Raw genomic sequence first — 21,673 nt, 5'->3', positions numbered from 1 at the left:
GTAATCCCATCACCTTTTGCACCGAGTTTTTTTATATTAATCCAATTTAAACTTTGCTTCTCAATATTATCCAATTGTGAACCAAAATTGTTCAATCTAGCTGTGTATTTTTCTTCTAAATTTACAGAAGCGTCTTGTAATTCTTTTGCATATCCATCGGCTACAATTAGTGCATTATTTAAAGCTTGATACTCCGGTTTACTTTCAATCGCATTAGGATTGTATGGATTTTCTATAACTGTAATAAAAAAAGGAAGTACGCTTAATTGCATATCCTCCTTCAAAATTACTAATGTAGCTTGTATAACTCCTGCTTTGGCTAAGGTTTGATTAGTTAATTCTATTTGAACTTTACCACCTTTAGCATCAATTATAACAGCATCATTAAATATATCTGTTATATCTGGCTTAATTGCACTAAATTTAACTGCGCATCCTGTTAAATCTACTGGAATAGATCTATTTACTATAGTAGCATCTATATACCTACTTTTATTATCTCCCTGCATTGCTATAATACTTTCAAAACTTTTTCTTTCTGTGTCTAATGTTATTTTCTTATGATTCACTTATATCACCTCACAAGCTTGTCTAAACTCCCTTACTGCATTATCATAAGCTTGTTTATTTTTTTCATATATTTCAGAGTTAAAAATCTGTGGAGCTGGATAACTATACAAATCCTCATTTTCTTTAGTTGCATAAGCTGTTAATATTAATACTTCTCCACCATTTACTATATCTGTTTCGGTTATAGTTAGCTTTTTTTCTGTTTTAGTTTCATTTCTAATATTCATAATCTTTACTCCTACTTTTTAATTTTTAAATTTATACTACATGAAACTATATTGCTATAATTACTTCCATGCGTAGTTAAGCTATTTATTGTTCCATTCTTAAGTCCATCAACTATAGATTTTGATAATGTAAAAGTATTAGTTTGCCCCCAGCTTAAAGTACCTACATTTACTTTATTGCTATATGTAGGAGTTCCACTTGCACCACTACAACTTGAACCTCCTACACTTATATTAACCCCAGCACTAGATCCACCACTATTAGCTCTAGTTAATGTAATAGTCGCACCATCAACTACAGTTCCGCTATTTAAGAAATTTCTTATTGCAGTTAAATCAAAAAATAAATGTCCTGCTTTATCTCCATAACTAGAATAAACTCCTGACTTACACTCTCCACTATTCCAATTACTCCATTTATATTGATAGGTAGCTTTTGAAGTAGAGTTGAATGATTTGCTATAAGTCATTCCGCTTGGTGCTGGTGGAACTGGATTAGAAGGAGGGTATGCCCATGAATTATTAGTATTACAAGTTCCTATTTTGGTAATTAAGCCGCTTTCTGCTCTTTCCCTTCCCACCGGAATAGAAGTCGCTTTTTCAGTTGTTCCACAAATAATATGACTACCACTTAAACTTCTAAACGCTTCTCCTGTACTATTTGAACCTGCATTTCCTGCCACAGACTGAACATATATAATGCTATTTTTTTCAGCACCTATTGCACAATAACTAGATGCAAAATCAACTGTATTTACAATACCATTAGTATTGCTAAACAAACACCCATAATTAGGAACATTAAAGATTTCATTTGTCATCGTCACATGTCCACAATTATAAAATAGTGCTCCATGTAAAAATTCATTAAATAAACATGCACTAACAATTTTTATATTCAATTTCACATTATCAAATTTTATTCCTGCTTCCCTTACATTTTCACCTTGGTATGTACAGTCATTAGCCAATGTAATATTTAAAAAACCAGTTCCATATAAGTTGCTAAGATAAAACATTTCTGTTACATTTCCATTACTTAAAACTGCTATATTTAAGGTTTTATTTATAATCCTACTTCTATTTAAATATTCATTTAACATCGAGAAGCTATTAAAAGGTTTATCTATACTACCATCACTTTCACCAACATAACTGTGATTAACATATAAATTACCATTACCTGTATAAACATTATCTATATTTTCAGCAAAGACTTTATTAGTTTTTAATTCACTCCATGATTCTTTGCTTGCTAATGATGCAATAATTTCATTATTTTCATCTAGAATATAAAATCCTGCTGCATCTATTCGTGTGCGAGTAATCCTTTCCGTATGCGTTACCTCAAAGAAATCTTCGGCGATACTAATTGCTAAATTTCCGTTAGCGCTCATTATAGTACCGGTTTTTATTAATGCCGCATTTAATTCCCCAGTTGTTATAACACTTGCATTTATCTTTCCATCTATTGTAATAGCTAATGTATAAGGACCATTATATCCACTTTGACTAAATGCAATACCATTTTTATTCATTCTAATAACATTAATAGAACTTTCGACTTGTGGAGAATCCATTATTAATATTTCATTTTTTCTAGCAACTACATAACTATCTTTTATACCTGCTTCTATAAGCTGAGTTGCTTCATCCATTGACTTATCTAATATATCTTGCCATGAGTTTCCACCTAACTGTTCTACAACTTTATCTATTGCATTTTGGACTTTGTTAATATTTGAGAGCGCATTTCCTTTTACATCACCAAGATCTATATCTTCGTATCTATCTTTAATATTATTATATTTATTAGCTGTCATTTTCAGCTTAACATTAAATCCATAATCATCCAAATTTGCTGTTAATATATCTCCTTGATAAATTCTTTCATTTAATTCATCACCTTTATATTGATCCGTTTTACTCAACTCTGCAATACTTAGTCTTAAACTGCATGTAGGTTTATCTATATTTTGTTCTTCGAATAGCTTATCACATTCTTTTCTTAAAGCTTGATACACTTCTTCTAATGTTTCATAACCATCTTCACTACCATGCTCACTATATTTATACTTAATATTATCAAATTTAAATTCCTGTATTTTGGGATGAGGATAATTATTAACTAGTGGTGAGTAATAAATCCCTTCAGGTAAAGTTAGACCATCATAAGTTATTGCATTAATTCCAGTAACTACTGATTCTGAATTTATAGTACCATCAAAATCTATAACATTTTTACCTATTAGTATTTCTACTCCTCTATCCTCACCAACACTAGAGTTCATTGCAATATTAAAATTATCTAATACAAGATATCCACCCCATCGACTCATAAATGTATTATCATCACTACCTAATAATGCATCAATTCCATTTTTTCTAACCATCCTAGCTGTATTAACTATATCTATATTAGAGCTTAAATTATACTTATTTGTATAAACTGTTCCACTTTCAATTTGTTTTATTGCTGATCTACCTGATTTATTAACAATGTTTATATCTTGTATAAAATTATCATTAAAATCAAAACCTATATGATATCCTGAAGCCGTAATATACTTTTTATTTTTCTTGTTAACTTTTGAAATTCTAAACAATTGCAACCCTTTTTCTGTAGGAACTTGCAATATCATATTTTCCTCTATAGTTTCTGATTTATCAAAATCTTTTTTGAATTTTGACTCAATTACCCATTTACTATTTTCTGTCCAACTTGTATAAGAAGAAATTACTATATCATCTAAAACTTCTACTCCATCATGAGTAAAGTGTGTTTCATCTTTTTTAAACAACTTAATCATATCGTTTCCTCCTATACTAAATATCTAAAGTTTGGTATTATTTCAATCTTTGATACATTTCCATCCCAAGTTATATTATTAGATCCAGGATTTAAATTAGGAAAATCACCAATTTTTTTATCATTTTGCCTCTGAGAATCTTTATAAGTCCTCATTTTAACTGAATTTATAGTTATATATTCATCAACATCTTTAAGGGTTATTTGAGTATTACCTATAAATAAATTGATATGTCCACTACCATAAATGGTAATTACAGGTTTAGAGTAATAAGAACAATAATTGTACACCTCACTATCTTTTGAGGTTATAATTAAAACTTCATTATCAGTACTGTATCCAAAAGGCTGACATCTAAAACTTATAGTGAATTCATACCAACTACCATAATCATTATTCTTAAATAAATAATTTATAGGAATTTCACTTACTATTTTTGCATTATAATATCTGTCTGGTAGATTAGAAAATATAACTGGTCCATCCTTAAGGTAATTACATAAACTATCGATATTTTCTCCTGTATAATACACTTTGCATTGTTTTATTGTAGGCTCGTAGGTTCCATCAGTTATAGTTAAAACCCCATCCATACCTAATACTGTTTCTTCTTCAATACGTTGCTTAGGAATAGTTATAGAAGGTAATTCAACTACAACTATCCCAACATCTAAGCTACATTCATTATTTAAAATAAAATAATCTTCGTTCATATTACCTCCTATAGTTCTCTTAATTCTGTATACTCTGTCAGTTCTTCAATTAATTCTCTTACATCAGTAACTCCATTTACTTCTACTCCCCCAAAGTTATTGTTAATAACATTATTAAAGTTCTTTTTATCAATTGATTTTTTAAGTTCATCTAATTTTACTATCATATTTTGTAATAGTTTATTAGTTCCTTTTTCTTGTATAGATGTACTATTCATACTGCTTAATATTTCTTGTGTTTGCCTAGCATTATATACTGTTTCTCCACCTTCAAAACTCATTAACTGTCTTCCAGTTGCTAAAGACACTTCTCCTGTTCTGCCAATGATAAGTTCAGGGCCATATTCTGCTACACTTGCTATTCCGGGCATAGCATTATCTGTTCCTGTTGCATACATTGTTGATCCATTCCACTTGCCACCTACAACACCAACAGTAACTTGTTTATAAGAAGGAATATTAGCTATATTATTTTTAACTTGATTAGCGGTACCATTATCTGTTACATTAATATTTGCCTTTTTACCATCTGTACTCTTAACTTCTTCTCTTGTATTTTTTAATCTTCTAATTACTTCATCAGTATTATCACCAATACGAATTGGATTACCATTAACATCTAAGATAGCATCTACAACCTCACCATTAGCATCTACAACTTCACCAAGCTTACCTATTATTTCTCCACTTGAATTAGAAATATTGCCCTGTGCATCAATATAAGCATCACCCATAATTAAGCAATTTGATAATACTCCTGCAGCAGTTTCATTCCATGCAGCTACTTCATCTCTTAATGCGGATTCATCATCTCTTGTCATAGCTGCTACATTTTGAGTATTTAAATCATAAACTCCTTTTAACTGTCCTGTTGTAGAATCAACACTTACATATAAGTCTTTCCAGGTTCCAGTAGCGGTATCATAAACACGTTTATAACCACTTTCTGTAATTTGTTCAATTCCCTCATAATGTTTTCTCATTAGCTCATACTCTTGATAATTAGCAAAATCCTTTTTCTTAACCATTTCACCTGTATACCTATTAAATACATCGGCTAATTCTTCATTACATTCTATAGCATAATCTACATTAGCATCATACTTTTCTTTAGCAATTCTTAACTCTTCATCCCTAGCTGCTTCTAATCTAGCTACAGTTGCATCAACTTGTAGTTTTTCCTCTTCACTTAAATTACTGTAATTCTCTTGTGCCATAGCAATTAAGGTATCATAGTTTGTCCTAGTAGCTAATTGCTGTTCCTGATACTGTTCAAACCTTTGTCCTAAAAGCTCTTGTGCTGATTCTGCATCCATTGTTGATATTCTATTTTGAAACTCTTGAGTCGCATACTCAATTTCATACTGATTACTAGCTAATGCCTCTAACTCTAATTGCTTTATCTGAGCATAATAATTTCTTATTGCCTCTTCTTCTTGTGGTTGTAATGCTCTTCCTTCTGCTCGTGCATTATTTATTATTGTATTAATTTCATCTTGTAATTTCTGTGCTTCTTCCCTTTCTTTAGTACCCCTAGTGCTCCAGTACTCTAATAAAGAAGCTTCAGCCTCATCAATAACACCATCTGTGTTGAAAGCATTAGATAGTCCTGATTGTAATTCTGCATTTTTTTCATCTATTGCTTTTATACAGCTTTCAAGAGCTCCACTTACTCTTTCACTAAGTTCATTAGCTTCTATATCTGTTATAACTTCATCTAAACTTATTTCATTTAAGTTTAAACTAAAATCATGTACATCTGTAGTCATATCTTTAACAGACTGTTGAAAATCTTTTGATATATTTTCATTAAAATCCTTATATACTAGTCCCATTTCTTCAAGCTCTGTTCTTGAATAACTTGTGACTCCTGTTAAATCACCCATAACTCTTTCCATCAAAGACATTTCTTCTCTAGAGACAATTATAGATTGATTTCCTGCATCTATAGCTTCATGCCAAGCATAAAATCCAGCACCTACTACTGCTAATGGTCCAGCTACTGCTCCAAGTGAAGCAACTAATCCACTTCCTGCTAATGATGTTAATGAACTTACTAAACTTATTGTTTTCCCTATTCCAGTTATGAGTTTTCCACCTATCATCATAAGAGGACCTATAGCTGCAACTGTAGCTCCTACACTAACTATAGTTTTTTGAGTTGCTGGTGGTAAATTATTAAATGCACTAACCATATCAGTAATTTTAGTAACACCTTTAGTTAATGCCGGTATTAAATTTTCACCAATTGCTATTCCTGCACCTTCAAGAGCGCTCTTAAATTGAGTTATTTTCCCTTTTAGATTATTTTGCATTGTGTCTGCCATCTTTTTAGCTACACCAGTACTATTATCTATTGCACCAGTAAGTTTATTAAAATCAGCTTCACTTGCATTAACTATAGATAATAATCCAGACATACCAATTTTACCTGCAATAGCTTCTGCATTACTTGCCTTTTGTGCATCTGTCATATCTCCAAATGCAGCTCTTAAATCAACTACAACATCATTAAGATTCCTCATAGAACCATCACTGTTTTCTACTTCAATTCTCCATTTATCAGTACTCTTAGTTGCTAATTCAACTCCACCTTGTAATCCTAAAAGTATTTGCCTTAACGAAGTACCTGCTTGGCTAGCTTTAATACCCGAATTAGCCATTAAACCTAATGCAACTGCAGTATCTTCTACACTATACCCCATCGCTCCAGCAACCGGCGCAACATATTTAAATGACTCTCCAAGCATTGCAACATTTGTATTTGCATTACTACTAGCAGCTGCTAATACATCTGCAAATCTAGCACTTTGGTCTGCACTTAATCCAAATGCAGTCATGGCATCAGTACAAATATCACTTACTAATGCTAAATTTTCTCCTGAAGCTGCTGCAAGGTTCATTATTCCATCAATACCATTAAGCATATCAGTAGTTTTCCAACCGGCCATTGCCATATAACTAAAAGCTTCACTTGCTTCTGTAGCACTAAATTTAGTATTAGCGCCTAACTCTTTAGCTTTAGCACTTAATTGTTCCATATCACCAGCAGTAGCACCAGAAATAGCTTGTACTTTTGACATTCCCTCTTCAAAATTAGCTGCTACAGTTAATGATGCTGCTCCTGCTGTTACAAGTGGAACTGTAAATCCTGTTGTTAAAGTAGCTCCAATACCAGTAACAATTCCACCTAAAGCTTGTACTCTAGTTCCAGCTTCTTGAGTATTATCTGTAAATGTAGATAATTGTTGCCTCGCTGTCAATAATCCTGCACTATATTTACTGTAATCTAACTCTAAATAAGCTACTGCACTTCCTGCATTTACACTCATAATCACCCTCCTTTCGTTAAATTTGGGTATAAAAAAAGAACCACGAAGTGTGATTCTTTTTAATTTATCTATTAATTTTTATTTTATATTCTTTATCTTCCATCCTGGAGAATGAAATATATAAATTTTCAGTATCTTTATCATTTAGTATCCATGTATATTTTTGAATAATTTTTTCTCCAATATATACCTTTTTATCAAAATTGGAAAAGTCACCTTCCCATCCTGATGACATTTGATCTAAAACATAATTTTCATCATCCTTGACTCTTAAAACCTGTGCTGGCACTTGGCAAAAACCTTCATCTACTTTGTTTCCATCGCCATCCTCTTCCCAACCATTAAAAGAAATATTATTAACTTCCCAAACAACTTGTACTCTTTCAAAGTTATTAGAATCACCTTCATGTGGTCCTAAATATTTTGCCTCTACTATTTTAAATTCATAATCTCCTAACTCACTCTTTACATTAAAAACTTCTCCAGCAGATAAATATTCTTTTGATGATTCACTTTTTATTTCTTCATCGTTTTTATTGTCAGCTTGTAAAATTCCTATCAATTCATCTTTTGTCTTTATTTCATCTTGTAAAGATACTACTTGACTTTCTAAATCTTCTATTTTTGATTTTAATTCAGCTGTATTACTAGTGCATCCCACAAAAGAAATACCTAATATAATACTTAAACTTAAAGCAAGTTTTTTCATAATCGTCCCCCTATAATACATAATACTTATATTATATATCATATTGGTAATTATTTGCTATTAAATTTACTTAAAGTTTCTTTCATTTCTGAAATTAATGCTGAATTGTTAGATTGTTTTTTCTTAACATCTATTTTTTTATCTATCCAATTAGGCTCTTTTACCCAATATTCCTCTAGATAAATTCCATCTTCTTTTTTAACTTCTTTTTTTCTCTTCATAGATAGAATAAAGTCAACTGCTTCATCAAAACATAAAGATAACCAAGTGTCATAAGATAATCCTAATACTTCACTTGGTCTTATATTATATTTTTCACTATTTCTTATTATCCTCATTATTTGACTGTTTCTTACGAAACAATTCCAGTGCTTGGACACCTGCTTGAGTAAAATTATATATTTCATTTAATTGAGCATCAGTTAATTCTAAACCTATTTCATTTAATTGCTCATATGTTGGTTCAACCATTGCAGCTTTAGCTATGATTTCTAATAATTCTCTTTGATCCTTCATGCTAATAACATCTTTACTTGTTTGAGGCCCATAAAATAAAATATGTGCTGAATTTAAAAGAGGGTTGGGAATTTGTCCAGTTGAAACTAAACCTAATAATGAAGGTCTTTTTAATTTACAAACAAATGCATCTTCACCCCATCCTAATAATTCTACTTCTTGTCCATTAGCTAATTCCTTTAATTTATCTAAACTTGTTACAGCCATAATTTATTCCTCCTAAACTGGTAATTCATCTAAAAATAAAAGTTCATAGGGTGCAACACCTTTTTTCACTCTAGAACTAATAGTATATTGTGGTGTCATAAACTCACCATCTTTAAAAGTAAAGCTTACAGGCTTGCCTTTACACCCCTTGTACGCAAAACATTGATATCCTAATGTAGCTCCATCTGCATCTTTTTCTTCAGTATAAATCTTCAAAGTAAATAACGTTCTATTTACTGGTGATCCAACTACTGGTGGTGTATACTTTTGAAGCTTTTCAGTTTGCTTAGTTATAGTACCACCATCAATTATTGCTAAAACCTCTGGAACTACTACCACTTGCGAAAAATTTATATCACTTCCGTACTGAATATCTTCAGTTCTATTAATTGCTTTAATTTCATTTTTAACTCTTAATACTGTTTCCTTACCTTCACTTACTACTGCAGTATAAGTAGCTTCTGATGCAGTATCAAACCTATATGTTTTTGGAACATCTTCTTCTGTTACAATCTCAGTTCTAACTATATTAACTATAGGTTTTTCTGTTAACTTTTCTGTTGACATCTCTTTTCACACTCCTAATTAATTCTTTTATAACATTCGTACATCACTGAGAATGTTAATGCTTTCTTTTCATTATCTGTTACTATTCCAGTTTCATTTCCGGTATATTTTACATCTTTAAATTTCTTCATTAAATCTTTAACTTTACTTTTGAATGATTGACATTCAGTAAATTTATTTTGAGGTATAAAAAAAAGGATATCTATATACCCCTTCCCTCTTTTACCATCAGAACTATTAATTCCATCATCTTTTAATACAACATATGGCTTTTTACACTCACCTTTATGTTGTCCTACAAAATAGACTTCAATTTCATTTTCATATAAATAATCAAATATTTTAATTATCATTTAATCACCTTTATCCAACCACTTAAGACTTGTCCTGACCACTTCTGAATAGTTGGCCATAATATAGCATTTCTCTTTTCATGACATAATTCTAAGTATTTAAAATGAGATGTGTTCCCTCTTAGTTTAATTTCAATAGACTTTCCTTTGCTGATTACTTCATAATCCATAGTTTGTCTACTATTACCAGTTCTATCGGTCCAAGGTGCGTTATGCTTTGCATCATTAACCATTTTTATTGCTGAAGTATTAGCATACAGTTGAGTTGCTACTTGAGCTTTTAATTCCATTTCAGATAATCCTTTAAGTAATCTACTTGAATCTAATCTAATACTCACATTAATCACCAAACCTTAAATCTAAATGTAATGGTAAATCCATCAATGGATAAATTAAATCATCTTCTATAACATTGTCACCTTCAATTCTTAAAGTATGATACTCTTCTAACTTCATCAAACAATATATCTTTAAGTTTTCACCTGGATTACTTACTTTATATACAGTATTATCTATAAAAATTATATCAGTAACTTTAACTACTTTTGAGCTTTCATCGTAAACTACCATATAATTCTTATTATTACTATCTGAATCTACACCTATATCCTCAAGTTTAATCCCAAATGTTCTATTTGTAGTGTTATTATATAGAACTCCTGTAAGATTAGAAACTCTACAATATCCAACCTTCTCATTATATTTATTAATTACTTCTCTTACTACTATTCCTGTACTTGGCAGCTGTTCTATAGCTTGCTTAACCTTTTTCTTTATATATTCTCTATCTAATGCCATATAATCACCTTCTTGGCATATGATTAATGTAATAACCATTGCTAGAATTATTATTATTATTATTATCAATTTCTATTTCATTAGACTTATTTTTATATTCTTCAGATAAGTTAATCCAAAAATCAGCTCCTGGTCCTTCTATTGTAATTGGACCTACTACAATTTTTTTATCTCCATCAGCTTTTAAATGACATAATATTGATGCAGTTTTATATACTTTATTATCATTTTCTTCTAAAAACAATTGCAATTCTTCATCACTAAAAAATGGATATTTACTTTCTAATAATAAAATCTTTAATTTATCTAACATATGAACCCTCCTAAATTATTAAGAGGGCATAAACCCTCTAAAATTAATATACTGTTGCAAAGAAGCACTCATCTGCTTTTTCAAATGAAGGCATACCTAATTGAGATACTTTTGTTTCAACATTTACTGGATCTTCTTTTGCCATAGTTGTAATAGCTACACCAGTATTAACTATTTGTGTATCTAATTTACCACTACCAAATACAGCATCTGCTTCTTCTGGAGTTGTTCCATAAACAGTCTTTCCTAATGTACCTTTTGGGATTAATGTAACTTTATTATCTTCATAATAAGAAACAGTTTCTCCAGCTTCATTTACAAATGTTCCATTTACAACTGCAACTGTAAGTCCAAATTTTTGTTGTAAGTAATTCTTTATATCGCTTTCAGTTACTATATAGTTAGTATTTATCCCCTTAATATCATTAACTATAGCTGTATTTTGGCATACATATCCAAAACATGTGTCAGTTAATACTAATACTGTAGGTTTAGCATATCCTTCATTAGTGAATACTTTTTGCCATTTAATAATATCTCCAACTATATCAGCAGTTATTGCATTCCACTTCTTCGATGTAGTACCTATAGTTTCCTTATGATTACTTGGTACATTATAATCTACAACTACATCTCCAGTATCAGAAGATATACTGATAGTACCATTTTGAATTAATTGAGCTCTCATTCTTCTCATTTGAACTTCTGCTCCATCAACTAATACTTTGTAATTTTCATAAATAGTTGATAAAATTTGATCCACTATATTTTGATTATTAGCTTGTAATGCTAGCATTAGCTTTTGTCTTTCCTTTTCATTTACAAGAATAGACTCTTTCATAAAAGGCATATCTCTCTTTTCAATATCTACTGCAGCTTTTAACACTCTAGGTCTAACATTAACATCAAAACTAGACATACTTAATGCTACTGGTTTTTGTTTAGCTCCTTTAGCTAATTCTATCTCCATTCCATATTGCTTGTCCGCAGGGAATAACTGCTTATCTAATGTACTTTCTTGTGGTAAATTTTTAATATATAATGCTATTTCTTTAGCACTTATAAAGTCAAAAATATTCATATTCATTTCCTCCTAAACAAATAATATTTGTGGTAATTTTGCTTTTACATCAGCTGAATAAGCAACTCCACCACTTAATTCTTTTGCTATTTTTTCAACTATAGTACCATGAGTTAATACAGGAATAACTACATTGTTACCAGCTTCATTTGAGACATTAATATCATATAAAACTATTCCTAATACTGGTTTTGTTATTGCTTCTGCTCCCGCTCCATTAGCTAATATAGTTCCATCTGCATTAATTATTGTTCCTGCTTTAATAACTCCGCTACTTGCTATTGATTTAGCAACCTTTTTATTTATAGCTACATAATGAGTATTTGCAAGTATATTTTTTTGTTCGCCCATCACTGTTGTTTTTGAATAATTCATTTTATCAACCTCACTTTTTAATATTTAATTTCTACAGTTTGGCTTTTTGCTTCTGCAAGCTTTTCCCCTATAGATTTTTCTTTTGGATCTCCAACAGAACTTTTACCTCCAGTTGGAAAGTCTGGTACTCCTCCTGGTATTTTTTCAAATAAGAAATCATTCTCTTCTTTAATAGTTTTTAATTGCTCCTCAATACCTTCTAGCTTTCCATCTTTAAGAGTAAGCTTTTCATTATCTAGCAATGCTTTTACTAACTTGCTATTTTTAACCTTTGCTTCTTTTAATGCACTTTCTAAAGCAATATTGAAGTCTTTTTCAGTTGCAGCCTTTTTAAGATTTTCAACTTCCTTAGATAATGTTTCTTTTTCATTTTCTAAATCTTTAAAACCTTCTATCTTAGTAACTGCATCATCTAATTCACCTTCAAGCTTTTCAATCTTTTCCTTATTTTTCTTTAACCTTATATCAGCATTTTCTTCTGATGTAGTATAAATTTTTTCAGCTTTCATAGTTGTTAAAACTTGTTTAATAGCCTTATCATCTAATCCAGCTTCTTTTAAAATTTCTCTTAAATCCATTTAATAAAATCCTCCTTATCTACGCTTTTTACAAGTGTTGCTCTTGTTAATTTAGAGTTACTAACCATTCTTTAACGTCTTATAGATAGTAATTAAAGACAAAATAAAAAGCCTTAGTTTTCTAAGACTTATCTAAACTAAAAATATTAATAATGTTATATAATGTAATAATTGGTCCACAAAGTAATTTATTTTATTATATTTAGCTTTCAATGGATCTATAAACAAATGTATAAGTATAATAAAATATATTCTCCAATCTAGTCCAAAGCATATAACAAAAGGTACCGAATATAACATACAATGTACAAACATATGATATGTATTACTCCCCTTTGTCTTAGCTATAAAATCACACTGTAAAACATAATCGCCAATTAAATGACAAAGAATCAAAATAAATATTGTATTAATCATTTTTTTCAACCTTATAATTTTCCCATTTCTTATAAGCATCTACATACATTTCTTTTTTATCTCCATTGTATGTACACTCATAATACATTCCATCAAACAGAGTAGTACTAAGTAATGCTTTATTATTTTGTAACGTTTTACAGCTCCATACCATAAATACATCATCTGTTGTAATTTCCTTTTTATCTGTCTTATCTAAATGTCTATTAGTATAATCACATACTTCTTGTTTACACCATTGTAAAAATTCTTGTTCATTCATAATTAATCACCATTACTCCTCTATTATATTAATTCCATACTCTTTAGCAATTTCGTGTTCAATCTTACAACCTCTTGCATTTCTCCAATCTCCACCAAAGTATGCTACATCTGCTTGTGATAAAAATTGAATTGATTTACCTAAATACCAAACCGGTATAGATTTATTAATCTCCCCTGGGTAATCTTCAATAAAAGAATCTATTAACTCTACAGGTTCTCCTATTGTTTTTTCTGCTCTAACTCTAATCTCTTCTCTAACTTTTAAAATTTCTTCATCTGTTAAACCTCTCATTGGTTGAGATATAAATAATTTCTTCATTGCATTATTCCTCCGTATCTTTAAATATTTTAGGATTATCCCTAATTACCTGATGCAATCCTAATGCTATTTCTTCTACAATTAATTCTTCATTTTCTACGTTCAAATTACGTTCTCTTATAATTCCATGTAACATCTCATGTAAAAATGTTTGTTCTAATCCTTGCTTGTCTTGTAATGCTTCATTAATTTTAATAAGATGATAATTATAATCTATCCAACCATACGATTCTTGGTTTTTACAAACTAAGTTCTCTTTAGTCAGTTGCACATCATAATCAACACTACCTATTCTTACTTTTTGGGGTATATTCATCTATAATCCTCCTTAATTTCAGATATAATAAAAGACTTTAATTACATTGTGATTTAGGTTTTCCACACCATTTGCACCTGTAACCAAAGCCTTTTTCATAAATAATTTCATGTTTATGATTTTTAGTATTAAATATTTGTTTTAATCTCTCTATAAACCTCATTGATTATCTCCCATATAAAGTCTTATATCTAGCATTTAAAGAGTTGTTTCTCTCAATAATATCTTTATATTCTCTCTCATATTCTTCTACCGTTAACTCTTTTCTAAGAAACTCACCCTTTAGATTCTTAATTCTTTTAATATTTTCCTTAATTTCTTTATCAACATAGCTTATTACATACTTCTTCCTACACTTAGGACAACAAAAATATGTTCTTTCTACTGTATCAAACAACTTTTCAGATTTAATGATTTTCTTTTTTACTACAAATTCTTTCTTACAATCATCACATATAACTTTCATAATTAAGCTCCTTTTAACCACTCATCTAAATAACTAATATCTTTACCATTAATCCATTGCCCAAGCTCTCGGCCTATTTCATCTAAACTTTTAGGTATAACTATAGTTTGAATACATAAGCAATTTGGATGAGGAACTGGTACTTTATCAGTAGGGAAATTTCCTTGTCCTAAATTGTAATAATCACTATTAGCATAATCATCACATTCATCTTCTCCAAACCTATCAACTTGTCTAGATCCATGTTCTGGTGACAGTTCCCAATGCATAGCCTCTGCATAAGGATTATTCTTAGCATTAGATACATTTTGTGAATAAAACATATGATTCATGCTAGTTCTTAATAGTCTTTGTGCATTATAATCTACTGTTTTATTTCTTAAGTTAGGATAAACTTTATTAAAGTTCCAATCTTTTTTAGCTTCAGATGATACATACTTCTCTAAATCCTTTATTATCTCTAAATAAGATTTCTGCTCTGCCATTCCCTTTGTAAGAACATATTGAATATCTTTCATAGTTCCATTAGAGTATGTCCATATCCTATTAGAAAGGCTTCTATTGTCTTTGTAAAAACCACCTTGTATTATTTGTCCTATAACTTTTGAGTTTGTATTATAAGCGAATTGAATTATTTCTTTGTCTATATCTAGCTTATATTTATTATTTATATAATTAAGAAAATCACCTTGAACACTTGCTGCAATTTCAGCTGATGATTTAATTGAATCACTAGTTAACCCAACTAGCTTATTATCCAACTCTAACATTTTATATCTAACATATTTTTGATAATCAACTAACCATGCTTTTGTAAATCCACCTTTAGCTTTAGAAACTTTTTTTATTAAATCATCAGATACATTGCTATAAAGTTTTCTTATTTCAACTATAGTTTGATTAGTTAATTTATTTTTATTATTAGCTGCATCTTTCAATAAGTTATTATATAAATCACTACTATTACTCATAGTTATTCTTCATCCTGATCTCTAGTTTTATCATCATCTTCATTAGGATCATCTATCTCAATATCTTTATTAATGCTACTATTAATATTAAACTCACCCATAGATGAACCTTCTAATAATGATTTTTCAGCTAATATATCATTAAATTCTTTTTCTGCGTCTTCAGCACTAGAAAATTCAGTTATATAAGACTTTCTAGTTCTTACATCAGCTAATACTTCATTAATTGCTGTAGCTTTTCTTTCTTCTTCATCTGCTGGAATAGGATAATTATGTTTGAATATTAAGCTAAAGTCTAACTCTTTCCACTTTGGATTAAATCCAGGTAACTTAGCCTCTTCTGCTATAGCAATAATATATCTTATAACTTCTTCAAGTACTGGCCCCCAATCGTTCCATTTCTCTTCACAACGAGCAATAAGATCATTATAAAGATATCTCATAGCCTTAGCACTTGGTATATTATTCATATCATCTAAGCTAGGCATATCAAGTATAGTATTCATATCTTTCTCTATTCTATCTAAGTACTGCTCCACACTAGATATATTTGAAAGTGAAAATTCTTGTCTCTGTATATTCCCTTGCTTACCTTGTTCTAAAGCTTCATCAGATGTTCTTGAAAAATGTGCTGCTCCTGGAGCTATGTTAAATTTAGATGAATCATCTGGATGTAAATCTATGCCTGTTTCTATTCCGAACAATCCAAACTTAATGGCATCAGCAACATCACTAGTTGTTTTATTATATCTATCTTGACTTGGTTTTAAATCATGTAGATCAGTTTCTCCAAACTCCTCTCCAAGTTCTCCACCATTTTTTATAAGCCAAGCAGGTATTTTATTCTCTTCGAATCCAATTTCTTGAGATGCTGAATTAATAGGTTTTAAGAGATTATCCCCTTTATATGTTTCTATAACATAAGTTGCCTTAGCTGGTGTATTTTCTTTAATTACTTCATATGTGAATTTATGAATATAATAAGTTTTCTTACTTTCATCATCTTCATATAAGTAGTTATTTAAATCCTCTTGAAAAAATCTAGCTTCTGTTAATACCCCATCAATTTCTTTATATGAGAAATTTTCAATATCTTCATACCTAAGATTAACTCCACCAGGTATACCTTTTTCACCAACTTTAACTGATGCTCTTAGCATAACTCTTTTCTTAATTGTAGACATTAAAAAAGCCTGTCTAGTTTTCTTCCAGAACAGGTTTTTTCTAAGTATATTATCTATAAATCTTCTTAGTTCTTCTGCTAATTCTTTTTGATTAGTATCAAAAGGTACTATAGTTATATCAGGTTCTTTACTAAACATCCATCTAGCTTGTTTCTTTAAAAGAGGTTTTACTTTATTTCTAATGTCTTGAGTTGGTTCATAATCTAAGTTATCTTGACTTTCCCAGTTTTGTCCTAACTTAGGCTTATCATTTTTAGCTTTTACTTTATCTTCACAAGCTCCTTTATAGTAATAATAATCAACTCTTACCTTTTTACGTTCTTCTTTCTCTTCACTACTAAGCTGTAATAACGTTTCTCTTACTGTATCCATTAAAAAACACTTCCTCCCTTCCTATATGAATTATAATTATTTTTCTTAACACCTTTACCTTTGCTATAAACATCATTATTATAAGCATTACTTTTACCTTTTAAAACTATAGTATTTACAAAATACCTAACTGCATCCATAGCATGGTCATTTTCCTTAATAGGTTTATCCTCACCTCTATTAGCTGCTTTCTCATCCCAACTATATGAAAAAAACTCCCTAAACGTATTAATACAACAATCATTAAATAGTATTAATAGTTCATTGAGAGCTCTACCCACTTTTCTTATTCCATCTTCAACTTCATTGCTAGCATGCTTTACTTTGTATTTACCTTTTTCTCTTATTAATGCTATAAAAGATGCTGCACTTGGGTCAATTATTATAGCTTTTGGTATTATATCACCTAAAAACTTTTCTAGATCCTCATAGTATCTATTATCAGTTTTTTGTTTTACCTCTTCTCTACCTGAATAATAATACTCTTTAACTGCATACCATTTTCCATTACATTTACCCCAAAGAATAAATACAGTAGCATTTTGAGTACCATAGTCACAACTAACGTAGTATTCAGTATACTTTCTATCTTTGGTTAAAACTTTATGGATAGCTTCATCAAACATATCATATATAATTCCTTCGGCCATTACCCAAAGTCCTAATATATAACGCTTATAGAATACTCCAGAATACATTTTTCTATATCTTTCTTTAACTCTTTCTGATAAAGATAAGTTATCATCCATTGTAAAATGTAGATATAATATATTCTTTTCTTTCTGTTTATCCATCCAATTAACTTTAAACCAATGATATGGTCCATCTGGATTGCAGTTGAACCAATACTTTGAACCATCAACTGAACATCTTCCTGTTGCTTGGTTAACAAAACTTTCAGGCATTAATGCAACTTCATCAAAAAAACAACCTGCTAAAGTTATCCCTTGAATTAAGTCTTGTGATCTTTCATCTTTACCACCAAAAATATAAAAATAATTGGATATAACACCTTTGGTAACAATCATAAGGTTATCTGCTCTTAGGTCATCAACTTTATATCCTCTTGATTTAAGCATTAACTTTAACCAAAACAATACATTTCTCCTAAATGAACCAATAGTTTTACCACACATACCAAAGTTCTGATATTTGAAGGTTTCCATAGCCCAAATAACATATGATAATGACATAGAAACTGTTTTACCACTTCTTATACTACCATCTGCTATTATTCCATCTTTATCTTTTACCGGAGAGTTTGGCATCCACCAAGTAAGAACCTTAAGTTGTTTATTAGAGAATGGACTAAATTTAAAAACAGCTTTTTTTACTTTATTGACTATTTTCTTCATCTGCCCACACCTCTGCAACTTTATTTCCTAATGCATCAATGAATCCATCATCTTCAACTTCTTCCTCTTCTTCATATGCTCCTGACTTAATCTTAGCTAATTCTAATTTTTGTTTTTCTATTTCTAACTTTTCTGATGTTAATTTATCTAATTGTCCATAATGCTTATCTAGCCATTCTAAAGCTTTCATCTTGTCATGAAGTTTGATTTTTACACCGTCTTTACCTTCCGATACTTCACTTATAATAGTTGTATCAACTTCTTCACTTCCATTTAGATTAACAAAATTATATTTTCTTACTTTTTGCTCGCCAGTTTCAGGATCAATAACTGGTTTAAAACTACCCTCTTCATTCATACTCCAAACTTTCTGTTCTTCTTGTCCAAATTTCAAGTAATCACCAATATCAGCAAATGCTATTTTCATGTACATCTCAAAAAGTCTTTTATTTAGAAGTTTTGCATTGACTTCTTTTTCCTCTAAGCACTCGTTAGTTAGTCTTTCTATTTCTTTTTTTATACTAGCATTTACTAGTAATCTTGGACCATTTATATTTGCAACTCTATAGCTACACTCATAAGCTCTTTGATATGCTCTAGTCTTGTTGTAATCTTCTATATAATAAATACAAAAAAGCCTTTGTTTCTCTGTTAATTCAGTATTTTCTAATACCTCTTTAACTTCATCTGCAATATGCCCTTTCTTTTTGCTTTTCTTCTCAACTTTTTCTTTTGCAACGTTGCATTTATTTTGCTTCTCTTTTTGCAACGTTGCACTCTCGTCGTTTCCTTCGTCGCAACTCCATTTATATCTATTCTTCCAACTTCTAATAGTACCTACTGGAATATCTAACTCTTTAGCTATATCTACTAACTTGTAGCCTTTTTGGTATAACGAAAGAGCCTTATTAAGTTTTTCATTAGGAGCTCTAGCCATTCCATTACACCACCTAGCCTTTATACATTCATAAGATAATATCCATTATGAGTAGTTCTAACTACCTTACCTAACTTTCTTAATCTTTTAGCTTCATTCTTAGTTATCTTTTTCATATTACACCTCTATAATAAACTTAATTGTTCAAACTTCTTTATATTTAACATTCTTGACACAGTATTTATTATCTCTAATATTTTTCTATTTTGCTCTATAGAAGTATCTTCCCATTTCTCTATTTCTAATGTAGCAAATATCCACTCTTTAACTATGTCATATTCTTCTTTATCACTTGTTACCGATTTTATTAATCTATCATATTGAAGCTTTCTTTTATGACTAGGTTTGTACATTTCTTTTGCTTCTTCTGTTAATCTTCTAAAATCTGATAATGTATTTTTAAATTCTCTTATCTCTTTATGAGCTGATATTAATTCTTGACCTTCCTTTAATTTTCTATTTTCTTCTTCAAGGTCATTTATATACTCAATAGTTTTATATCTTACTAATGTTGATTCACTATTTAGCATTTGTAACATACCATCTCTATTAAGAGAATAACAAGGATAAATCTTACCTCTAGAATTTTTATATTCTGACTCCAAAAAATTTTGGAGTGAACTTTCTCCTAGAAGCTTTAGAGTTTCTAACTCACTCTTAATTTTAGCAATAAAACTATCATGTCTTAACTCTTTATACTCTTTGCCAATTTTATCACTTTCTAACTTTCTAAAATCATTTATTATATCGACAAGCTCTACACTTGTAATTCTTAATTCCTTATCATTTGTTAATGTTAATAGTTTATTTTCCATACTCAACACCTCACTCTTGTAAAATTGAAATGTTGACGGTTAGGTGGTATCTCGTCCTGCCTAACCAACATTTATATATAAATATAAAATAAGCACTTACTACATCTTGTAGATACTTATTTATCTTATTTGCTTCATAGCACCTTTTTCTCGTTTATATACTGCATGTCCCATGCATTCCCTTGCATCATCTGTACTCCCTACTACCTTTACACTTTTACTGCTACAGTGAGAACACACTAAGAATCCATTAAAATCTACTTCTCTATATAATACAAATGTTGTCTTTCTGCACTTCTTACACTTTAATATTAAATACTCTTTTTCCATGTTCTCACCTTCTTTTTTTACATAATAAAAAAAGCACCTACCGTCTAAGGGTAAATGCTTTTTATTAACCATTATATATAGGGGTAAATGGGAAGTTTGAAATAAAATCATACCAGAAATATGCTTTTATTATATTCTATATTTATATAACAATCTATAGCGTTTTACTGTCATTTTTGTGCCAATAATATTAAATTATGCGCTAAAAAATACCGCATATTCTTTTGAATAATACGGTATTTTCATTAATTTAATATTATCTACTTAAAAGTCCAATTTTCTTTTATTAATAGTATAGCAAAATATATAGTTAGTATCACTCCTATAGCTGAAATAAAATAAAGCAACTGACTTAAATAAAATCCAACTATAGGAATATAGCAAACTGCATCATAAAATATAGGAATACTTGTTAAAGCTAAAATTACGCTCCCTAAAATGCAGTAAAGTAATTTAGTGTTTTTATTCATAGTATCTACCCCTTCTTTTGCTTGATAATATAATACAATCACGAATTAATTATAACATATTTTTACAATGCCGTACTATTCAATTTTCAAAGATCATTTAGTGCATAATAATTTCAAACTATTAATTACTTCTCTATATAATTAACTACATTCTTAATTATCATATTAATACTTCCATCACCATTACGTTGTATAGTAAACTTTGACTCATCTTTATATGCTTCCTGATCTATATATAAATCAATATCCTTATCAACCTTAAGTCTTACTCTCTTAAGTTTCTTTTCTACAAATTGCTTATCTACTTT

Annotated in this window: 29 protein-coding genes; all 29 read right to left on the bottom strand. The window is 29.8% G+C overall.

The genetic code is table 11. The features are described from left to right. Positions 1–569: BppU family phage baseplate upper protein (locus tag I4V51_RS17445; RefSeq protein ID WP_195989710.1), on the bottom strand; the 569-nt coding region annotated here is incomplete at its 3' end. Beyond that, positions 570–797 carry a hypothetical protein gene (locus I4V51_RS17440; protein WP_195989709.1) on the bottom strand — a complete coding sequence of 76 codons (228 nt, stop codon included), beginning with the start codon at positions 795–797 and terminating at the stop codon, positions 570–572. Positions 798–808: 11 nt separating this feature from the next. Further along, a complete protein-coding gene (locus I4V51_RS17435) occupies positions 809–3,607 on the bottom strand; it encodes a phage tail spike protein (protein ID WP_195989708.1) in 2,799 nt (932 codons plus the stop codon). A gap of 11 nt (positions 3,608–3,618) precedes the next feature. Continuing rightward, a complete protein-coding gene (locus I4V51_RS17430) occupies positions 3,619–4,320 on the bottom strand; it encodes a phage tail domain-containing protein (protein ID WP_195989707.1) in 702 nt (233 codons plus the stop codon). A gap of 8 nt (positions 4,321–4,328) precedes the next feature. Next, complete coding sequence (locus tag I4V51_RS17425) at positions 4,329–7,652, bottom strand: phage tail tape measure protein (RefSeq protein WP_195989706.1); 3,324 nt, start codon at positions 7,650–7,652, stop codon at positions 4,329–4,331. 64 nt (positions 7,653–7,716) lie between these two features. Further along, a complete protein-coding gene (locus tag I4V51_RS17420) occupies positions 7,717–8,361 on the bottom strand; it encodes a hypothetical protein (RefSeq protein WP_195989705.1) in 645 nt (214 codons plus the stop codon). Positions 8,362–8,411: 50 nt separating this feature from the next. Next, positions 8,412–8,699, bottom strand: coding sequence for a hypothetical protein (locus I4V51_RS17415; RefSeq protein ID WP_195989704.1), 288 nt, complete (start codon positions 8,697–8,699; stop codon positions 8,412–8,414). Next, positions 8,680–9,084 carry an esterase gene (locus tag I4V51_RS17410; RefSeq protein ID WP_195989703.1) on the bottom strand — a complete coding sequence of 135 codons (405 nt, stop codon included), beginning with the start codon at positions 9,082–9,084 and terminating at the stop codon, positions 8,680–8,682. Before I4V51_RS17410 ends, I4V51_RS17415 begins: the two co-directional genes overlap by 20 nt. A gap of 12 nt (positions 9,085–9,096) precedes the next feature. Further along, positions 9,097–9,651, bottom strand: a complete 555-nt coding sequence (locus I4V51_RS17405) for a hypothetical protein (RefSeq protein ID WP_195989702.1) — start codon at positions 9,649–9,651, stop codon at positions 9,097–9,099. A 14-nt stretch (positions 9,652–9,665) separates the two neighbouring features. Continuing rightward, entirely contained in the window at positions 9,666–10,004 is a 339-nt protein-coding gene (locus I4V51_RS17400) for a hypothetical protein (RefSeq protein WP_195989701.1), read from the bottom strand. After that, positions 10,001–10,342, bottom strand: a complete 342-nt coding sequence (locus tag I4V51_RS17395) for a hypothetical protein (RefSeq protein ID WP_195989700.1) — start codon at positions 10,340–10,342, stop codon at positions 10,001–10,003. The genes I4V51_RS17400 and I4V51_RS17395 overlap by 4 nt, the downstream gene beginning before the upstream one ends. Before the next feature lies 1 nt (position 10,343). After that, positions 10,344–10,802 carry a hypothetical protein gene (locus I4V51_RS17390; protein WP_195989699.1) on the bottom strand — a complete coding sequence of 153 codons (459 nt, stop codon included), beginning with the start codon at positions 10,800–10,802 and terminating at the stop codon, positions 10,344–10,346. Between the two features lie 4 nt (positions 10,803–10,806). Further along, a complete protein-coding gene (locus I4V51_RS17385; RefSeq protein ID WP_195989698.1) occupies positions 10,807–11,115 on the bottom strand; it encodes a hypothetical protein in 309 nt (102 codons plus the stop codon). A gap of 43 nt (positions 11,116–11,158) precedes the next feature. Continuing rightward, positions 11,159–12,196: a major capsid protein gene (locus I4V51_RS17380; protein WP_195989697.1), complete on the bottom strand. Its 1,038-nt coding sequence runs from the start codon at positions 12,194–12,196 to the stop codon at positions 11,159–11,161. Between the two features lie 12 nt (positions 12,197–12,208). After that, on the bottom strand, positions 12,209–12,571 hold the full coding sequence (locus I4V51_RS17375; RefSeq protein ID WP_195989696.1) for a hypothetical protein: 363 nt from the start codon (positions 12,569–12,571) through the stop codon (positions 12,209–12,211). Positions 12,572–12,588: 17 nt separating this feature from the next. Beyond that, positions 12,589–13,149, bottom strand: coding sequence for a phage scaffolding protein (locus tag I4V51_RS17370; RefSeq protein WP_195989695.1), 561 nt, complete (start codon positions 13,147–13,149; stop codon positions 12,589–12,591). Positions 13,150–13,558: 409 nt separating this feature from the next. After that, the gene (locus tag I4V51_RS17360) at positions 13,559–13,828 is read right to left on the bottom strand and encodes a DUF6275 family protein (RefSeq protein ID WP_195989693.1); all 270 of its coding nucleotides are present in this window, start codon (positions 13,826–13,828) and stop codon (positions 13,559–13,561) included. A 12-nt stretch (positions 13,829–13,840) separates the two neighbouring features. Further along, a complete protein-coding gene (locus tag I4V51_RS17355; RefSeq protein ID WP_195989692.1) occupies positions 13,841–14,149 on the bottom strand; it encodes a DUF4406 domain-containing protein in 309 nt (102 codons plus the stop codon). A 4-nt stretch (positions 14,150–14,153) separates the two neighbouring features. Next, entirely contained in the window at positions 14,154–14,465 is a 312-nt protein-coding gene (locus I4V51_RS17350; protein WP_195245020.1) for a hypothetical protein, read from the bottom strand. A 37-nt stretch (positions 14,466–14,502) separates the two neighbouring features. Continuing rightward, positions 14,503–14,628 (bottom strand): hypothetical protein, encoded by a 126-nt coding sequence (locus I4V51_RS21425; protein WP_279325459.1) that lies wholly within the window; start codon positions 14,626–14,628, stop codon positions 14,503–14,505. Positions 14,629–14,631: 3 nt separating this feature from the next. Next, on the bottom strand, positions 14,632–14,931 hold the full coding sequence (locus I4V51_RS17345) for a hypothetical protein (protein ID WP_195989691.1): 300 nt from the start codon (positions 14,929–14,931) through the stop codon (positions 14,632–14,634). A gap of 2 nt (positions 14,932–14,933) precedes the next feature. After that, a complete protein-coding gene (locus I4V51_RS17340) occupies positions 14,934–15,902 on the bottom strand; it encodes a hypothetical protein (protein ID WP_195989690.1) in 969 nt (322 codons plus the stop codon). A gap of 2 nt (positions 15,903–15,904) precedes the next feature. Then, entirely contained in the window at positions 15,905–17,458 is a 1,554-nt protein-coding gene (locus tag I4V51_RS17335; RefSeq protein ID WP_195989689.1) for a phage portal protein, read from the bottom strand. Then, positions 17,458–18,813 carry a PBSX family phage terminase large subunit gene (locus tag I4V51_RS17330; RefSeq protein WP_195989688.1) on the bottom strand — a complete coding sequence of 452 codons (1,356 nt, stop codon included), beginning with the start codon at positions 18,811–18,813 and terminating at the stop codon, positions 17,458–17,460. The genes I4V51_RS17335 and I4V51_RS17330 overlap by 1 nt, the downstream gene beginning before the upstream one ends. Beyond that, on the bottom strand, positions 18,794–19,750 hold the full coding sequence (locus I4V51_RS17325; RefSeq protein WP_195989687.1) for a terminase small subunit: 957 nt from the start codon (positions 19,748–19,750) through the stop codon (positions 18,794–18,796). The genes I4V51_RS17330 and I4V51_RS17325 overlap by 20 nt, the downstream gene beginning before the upstream one ends. A gap of 125 nt (positions 19,751–19,875) precedes the next feature. After that, positions 19,876–20,565 (bottom strand): Rha family transcriptional regulator, encoded by a 690-nt coding sequence (locus tag I4V51_RS17320; RefSeq protein ID WP_195989686.1) that lies wholly within the window; start codon positions 20,563–20,565, stop codon positions 19,876–19,878. 120 nt (positions 20,566–20,685) lie between these two features. Then, positions 20,686–20,895, bottom strand: a complete 210-nt coding sequence (locus tag I4V51_RS17315; protein WP_195989685.1) for a hypothetical protein — start codon at positions 20,893–20,895, stop codon at positions 20,686–20,688. Positions 20,896–21,155: 260 nt separating this feature from the next. Continuing rightward, entirely contained in the window at positions 21,156–21,365 is a 210-nt protein-coding gene (locus tag I4V51_RS17310) for a hypothetical protein (RefSeq protein WP_195989684.1), read from the bottom strand. Positions 21,366–21,490: 125 nt separating this feature from the next. Next, on the bottom strand, positions 21,491–21,673 hold a 183-nt coding region (locus I4V51_RS17305; RefSeq protein ID WP_195989683.1), incomplete at its 5' end, for a nucleoid-associated protein.

It is taken from the genome of Clostridium sp. D53t1_180928_C8 (assembly GCF_015667795.1).
Classification (GTDB): Bacteria; Bacillota; Clostridia; order Clostridiales; family Clostridiaceae; genus Clostridium.
This window is presented reverse-complemented; position numbering and strand designations above follow the sequence as displayed.

Bases quoted from the DNA above. Each gene is read 5' to 3' on its own strand.
- I4V51_RS17410 (WP_195989703.1), bottom strand. From the start codon at position 9,084: ATGGCTGTAACAAGTTTAGATAAATTAAAGGAATTAGCTAATGGACAA.
- I4V51_RS17340 (WP_195989690.1), bottom strand. From the start codon at position 15,902: ATGAGTAATAGTAGTGATTTATATAATAACTTATTGAAAGATGCAGCT.
- I4V51_RS17330 (WP_195989688.1), bottom strand. From the start codon at position 18,813: ATGAAGAAAATAGTCAATAAAGTAAAAAAAGCTGTTTTTAAATTTAGT.
- I4V51_RS17355 (WP_195989692.1), bottom strand. From the start codon at position 14,149: ATGAAGAAATTATTTATATCTCAACCAATGAGAGGTTTAACAGATGAA.
- I4V51_RS17385 (WP_195989698.1), bottom strand. From the start codon at position 11,115: ATGTTAGATAAATTAAAGATTTTATTATTAGAAAGTAAATATCCATTT.
- I4V51_RS21425 (WP_279325459.1), bottom strand. From the start codon at position 14,628: ATGAGGTTTATAGAGAGATTAAAACAAATATTTAATACTAAAAATCAT.
- I4V51_RS17320 (WP_195989686.1), bottom strand. From the start codon at position 20,565: ATGGAAAATAAACTATTAACATTAACAAATGATAAGGAATTAAGAATT.
- I4V51_RS17425 (WP_195989706.1), bottom strand. From the start codon at position 7,652: ATGAGTGTAAATGCAGGAAGTGCAGTAGCTTATTTAGAGTTAGATTAC.
- I4V51_RS17440 (WP_195989709.1), bottom strand. From the start codon at position 797: ATGAATATTAGAAATGAAACTAAAACAGAAAAAAAGCTAACTATAACC.
- I4V51_RS17405 (WP_195989702.1), bottom strand. From the start codon at position 9,651: ATGTCAACAGAAAAGTTAACAGAAAAACCTATAGTTAATATAGTTAGA.
- I4V51_RS17375 (WP_195989696.1), bottom strand. From the start codon at position 12,571: ATGAATTATTCAAAAACAACAGTGATGGGCGAACAAAAAAATATACTT.
- I4V51_RS17420 (WP_195989705.1), bottom strand. From the start codon at position 8,361: ATGAAAAAACTTGCTTTAAGTTTAAGTATTATATTAGGTATTTCTTTT.
- I4V51_RS17430 (WP_195989707.1), bottom strand. From the start codon at position 4,320: ATGAACGAAGATTATTTTATTTTAAATAATGAATGTAGCTTAGATGTT.
- I4V51_RS17380 (WP_195989697.1), bottom strand. From the start codon at position 12,196: ATGAATATTTTTGACTTTATAAGTGCTAAAGAAATAGCATTATATATT.
- I4V51_RS17400 (WP_195989701.1), bottom strand. From the start codon at position 10,004: ATGATAATTAAAATATTTGATTATTTATATGAAAATGAAATTGAAGTC.
- I4V51_RS17345 (WP_195989691.1), bottom strand. From the start codon at position 14,931: ATGAAAGTTATATGTGATGATTGTAAGAAAGAATTTGTAGTAAAAAAG.
- I4V51_RS17435 (WP_195989708.1), bottom strand. From the start codon at position 3,607: ATGATTAAGTTGTTTAAAAAAGATGAAACACACTTTACTCATGATGGA.
- I4V51_RS17415 (WP_195989704.1), bottom strand. From the start codon at position 8,699: ATGAGGATAATAAGAAATAGTGAAAAATATAATATAAGACCAAGTGAA.
- I4V51_RS17315 (WP_195989685.1), bottom strand. From the start codon at position 20,895: ATGGAAAAAGAGTATTTAATATTAAAGTGTAAGAAGTGCAGAAAGACA.
- I4V51_RS17325 (WP_195989687.1), bottom strand. From the start codon at position 19,750: ATGGCTAGAGCTCCTAATGAAAAACTTAATAAGGCTCTTTCGTTATAC.
- I4V51_RS17350 (WP_195245020.1), bottom strand. From the start codon at position 14,465: ATGAATATACCCCAAAAAGTAAGAATAGGTAGTGTTGATTATGATGTG.
- I4V51_RS17390 (WP_195989699.1), bottom strand. From the start codon at position 10,802: ATGGCATTAGATAGAGAATATATAAAGAAAAAGGTTAAGCAAGCTATA.
- I4V51_RS17360 (WP_195989693.1), bottom strand. From the start codon at position 13,828: ATGAATGAACAAGAATTTTTACAATGGTGTAAACAAGAAGTATGTGAT.
- I4V51_RS17370 (WP_195989695.1), bottom strand. From the start codon at position 13,149: ATGGATTTAAGAGAAATTTTAAAAGAAGCTGGATTAGATGATAAGGCT.
- I4V51_RS17310 (WP_195989684.1), bottom strand. From the start codon at position 21,365: ATGAATAAAAACACTAAATTACTTTACTGCATTTTAGGGAGCGTAATT.
- I4V51_RS17335 (WP_195989689.1), bottom strand. From the start codon at position 17,458: ATGGATACAGTAAGAGAAACGTTATTACAGCTTAGTAGTGAAGAGAAA.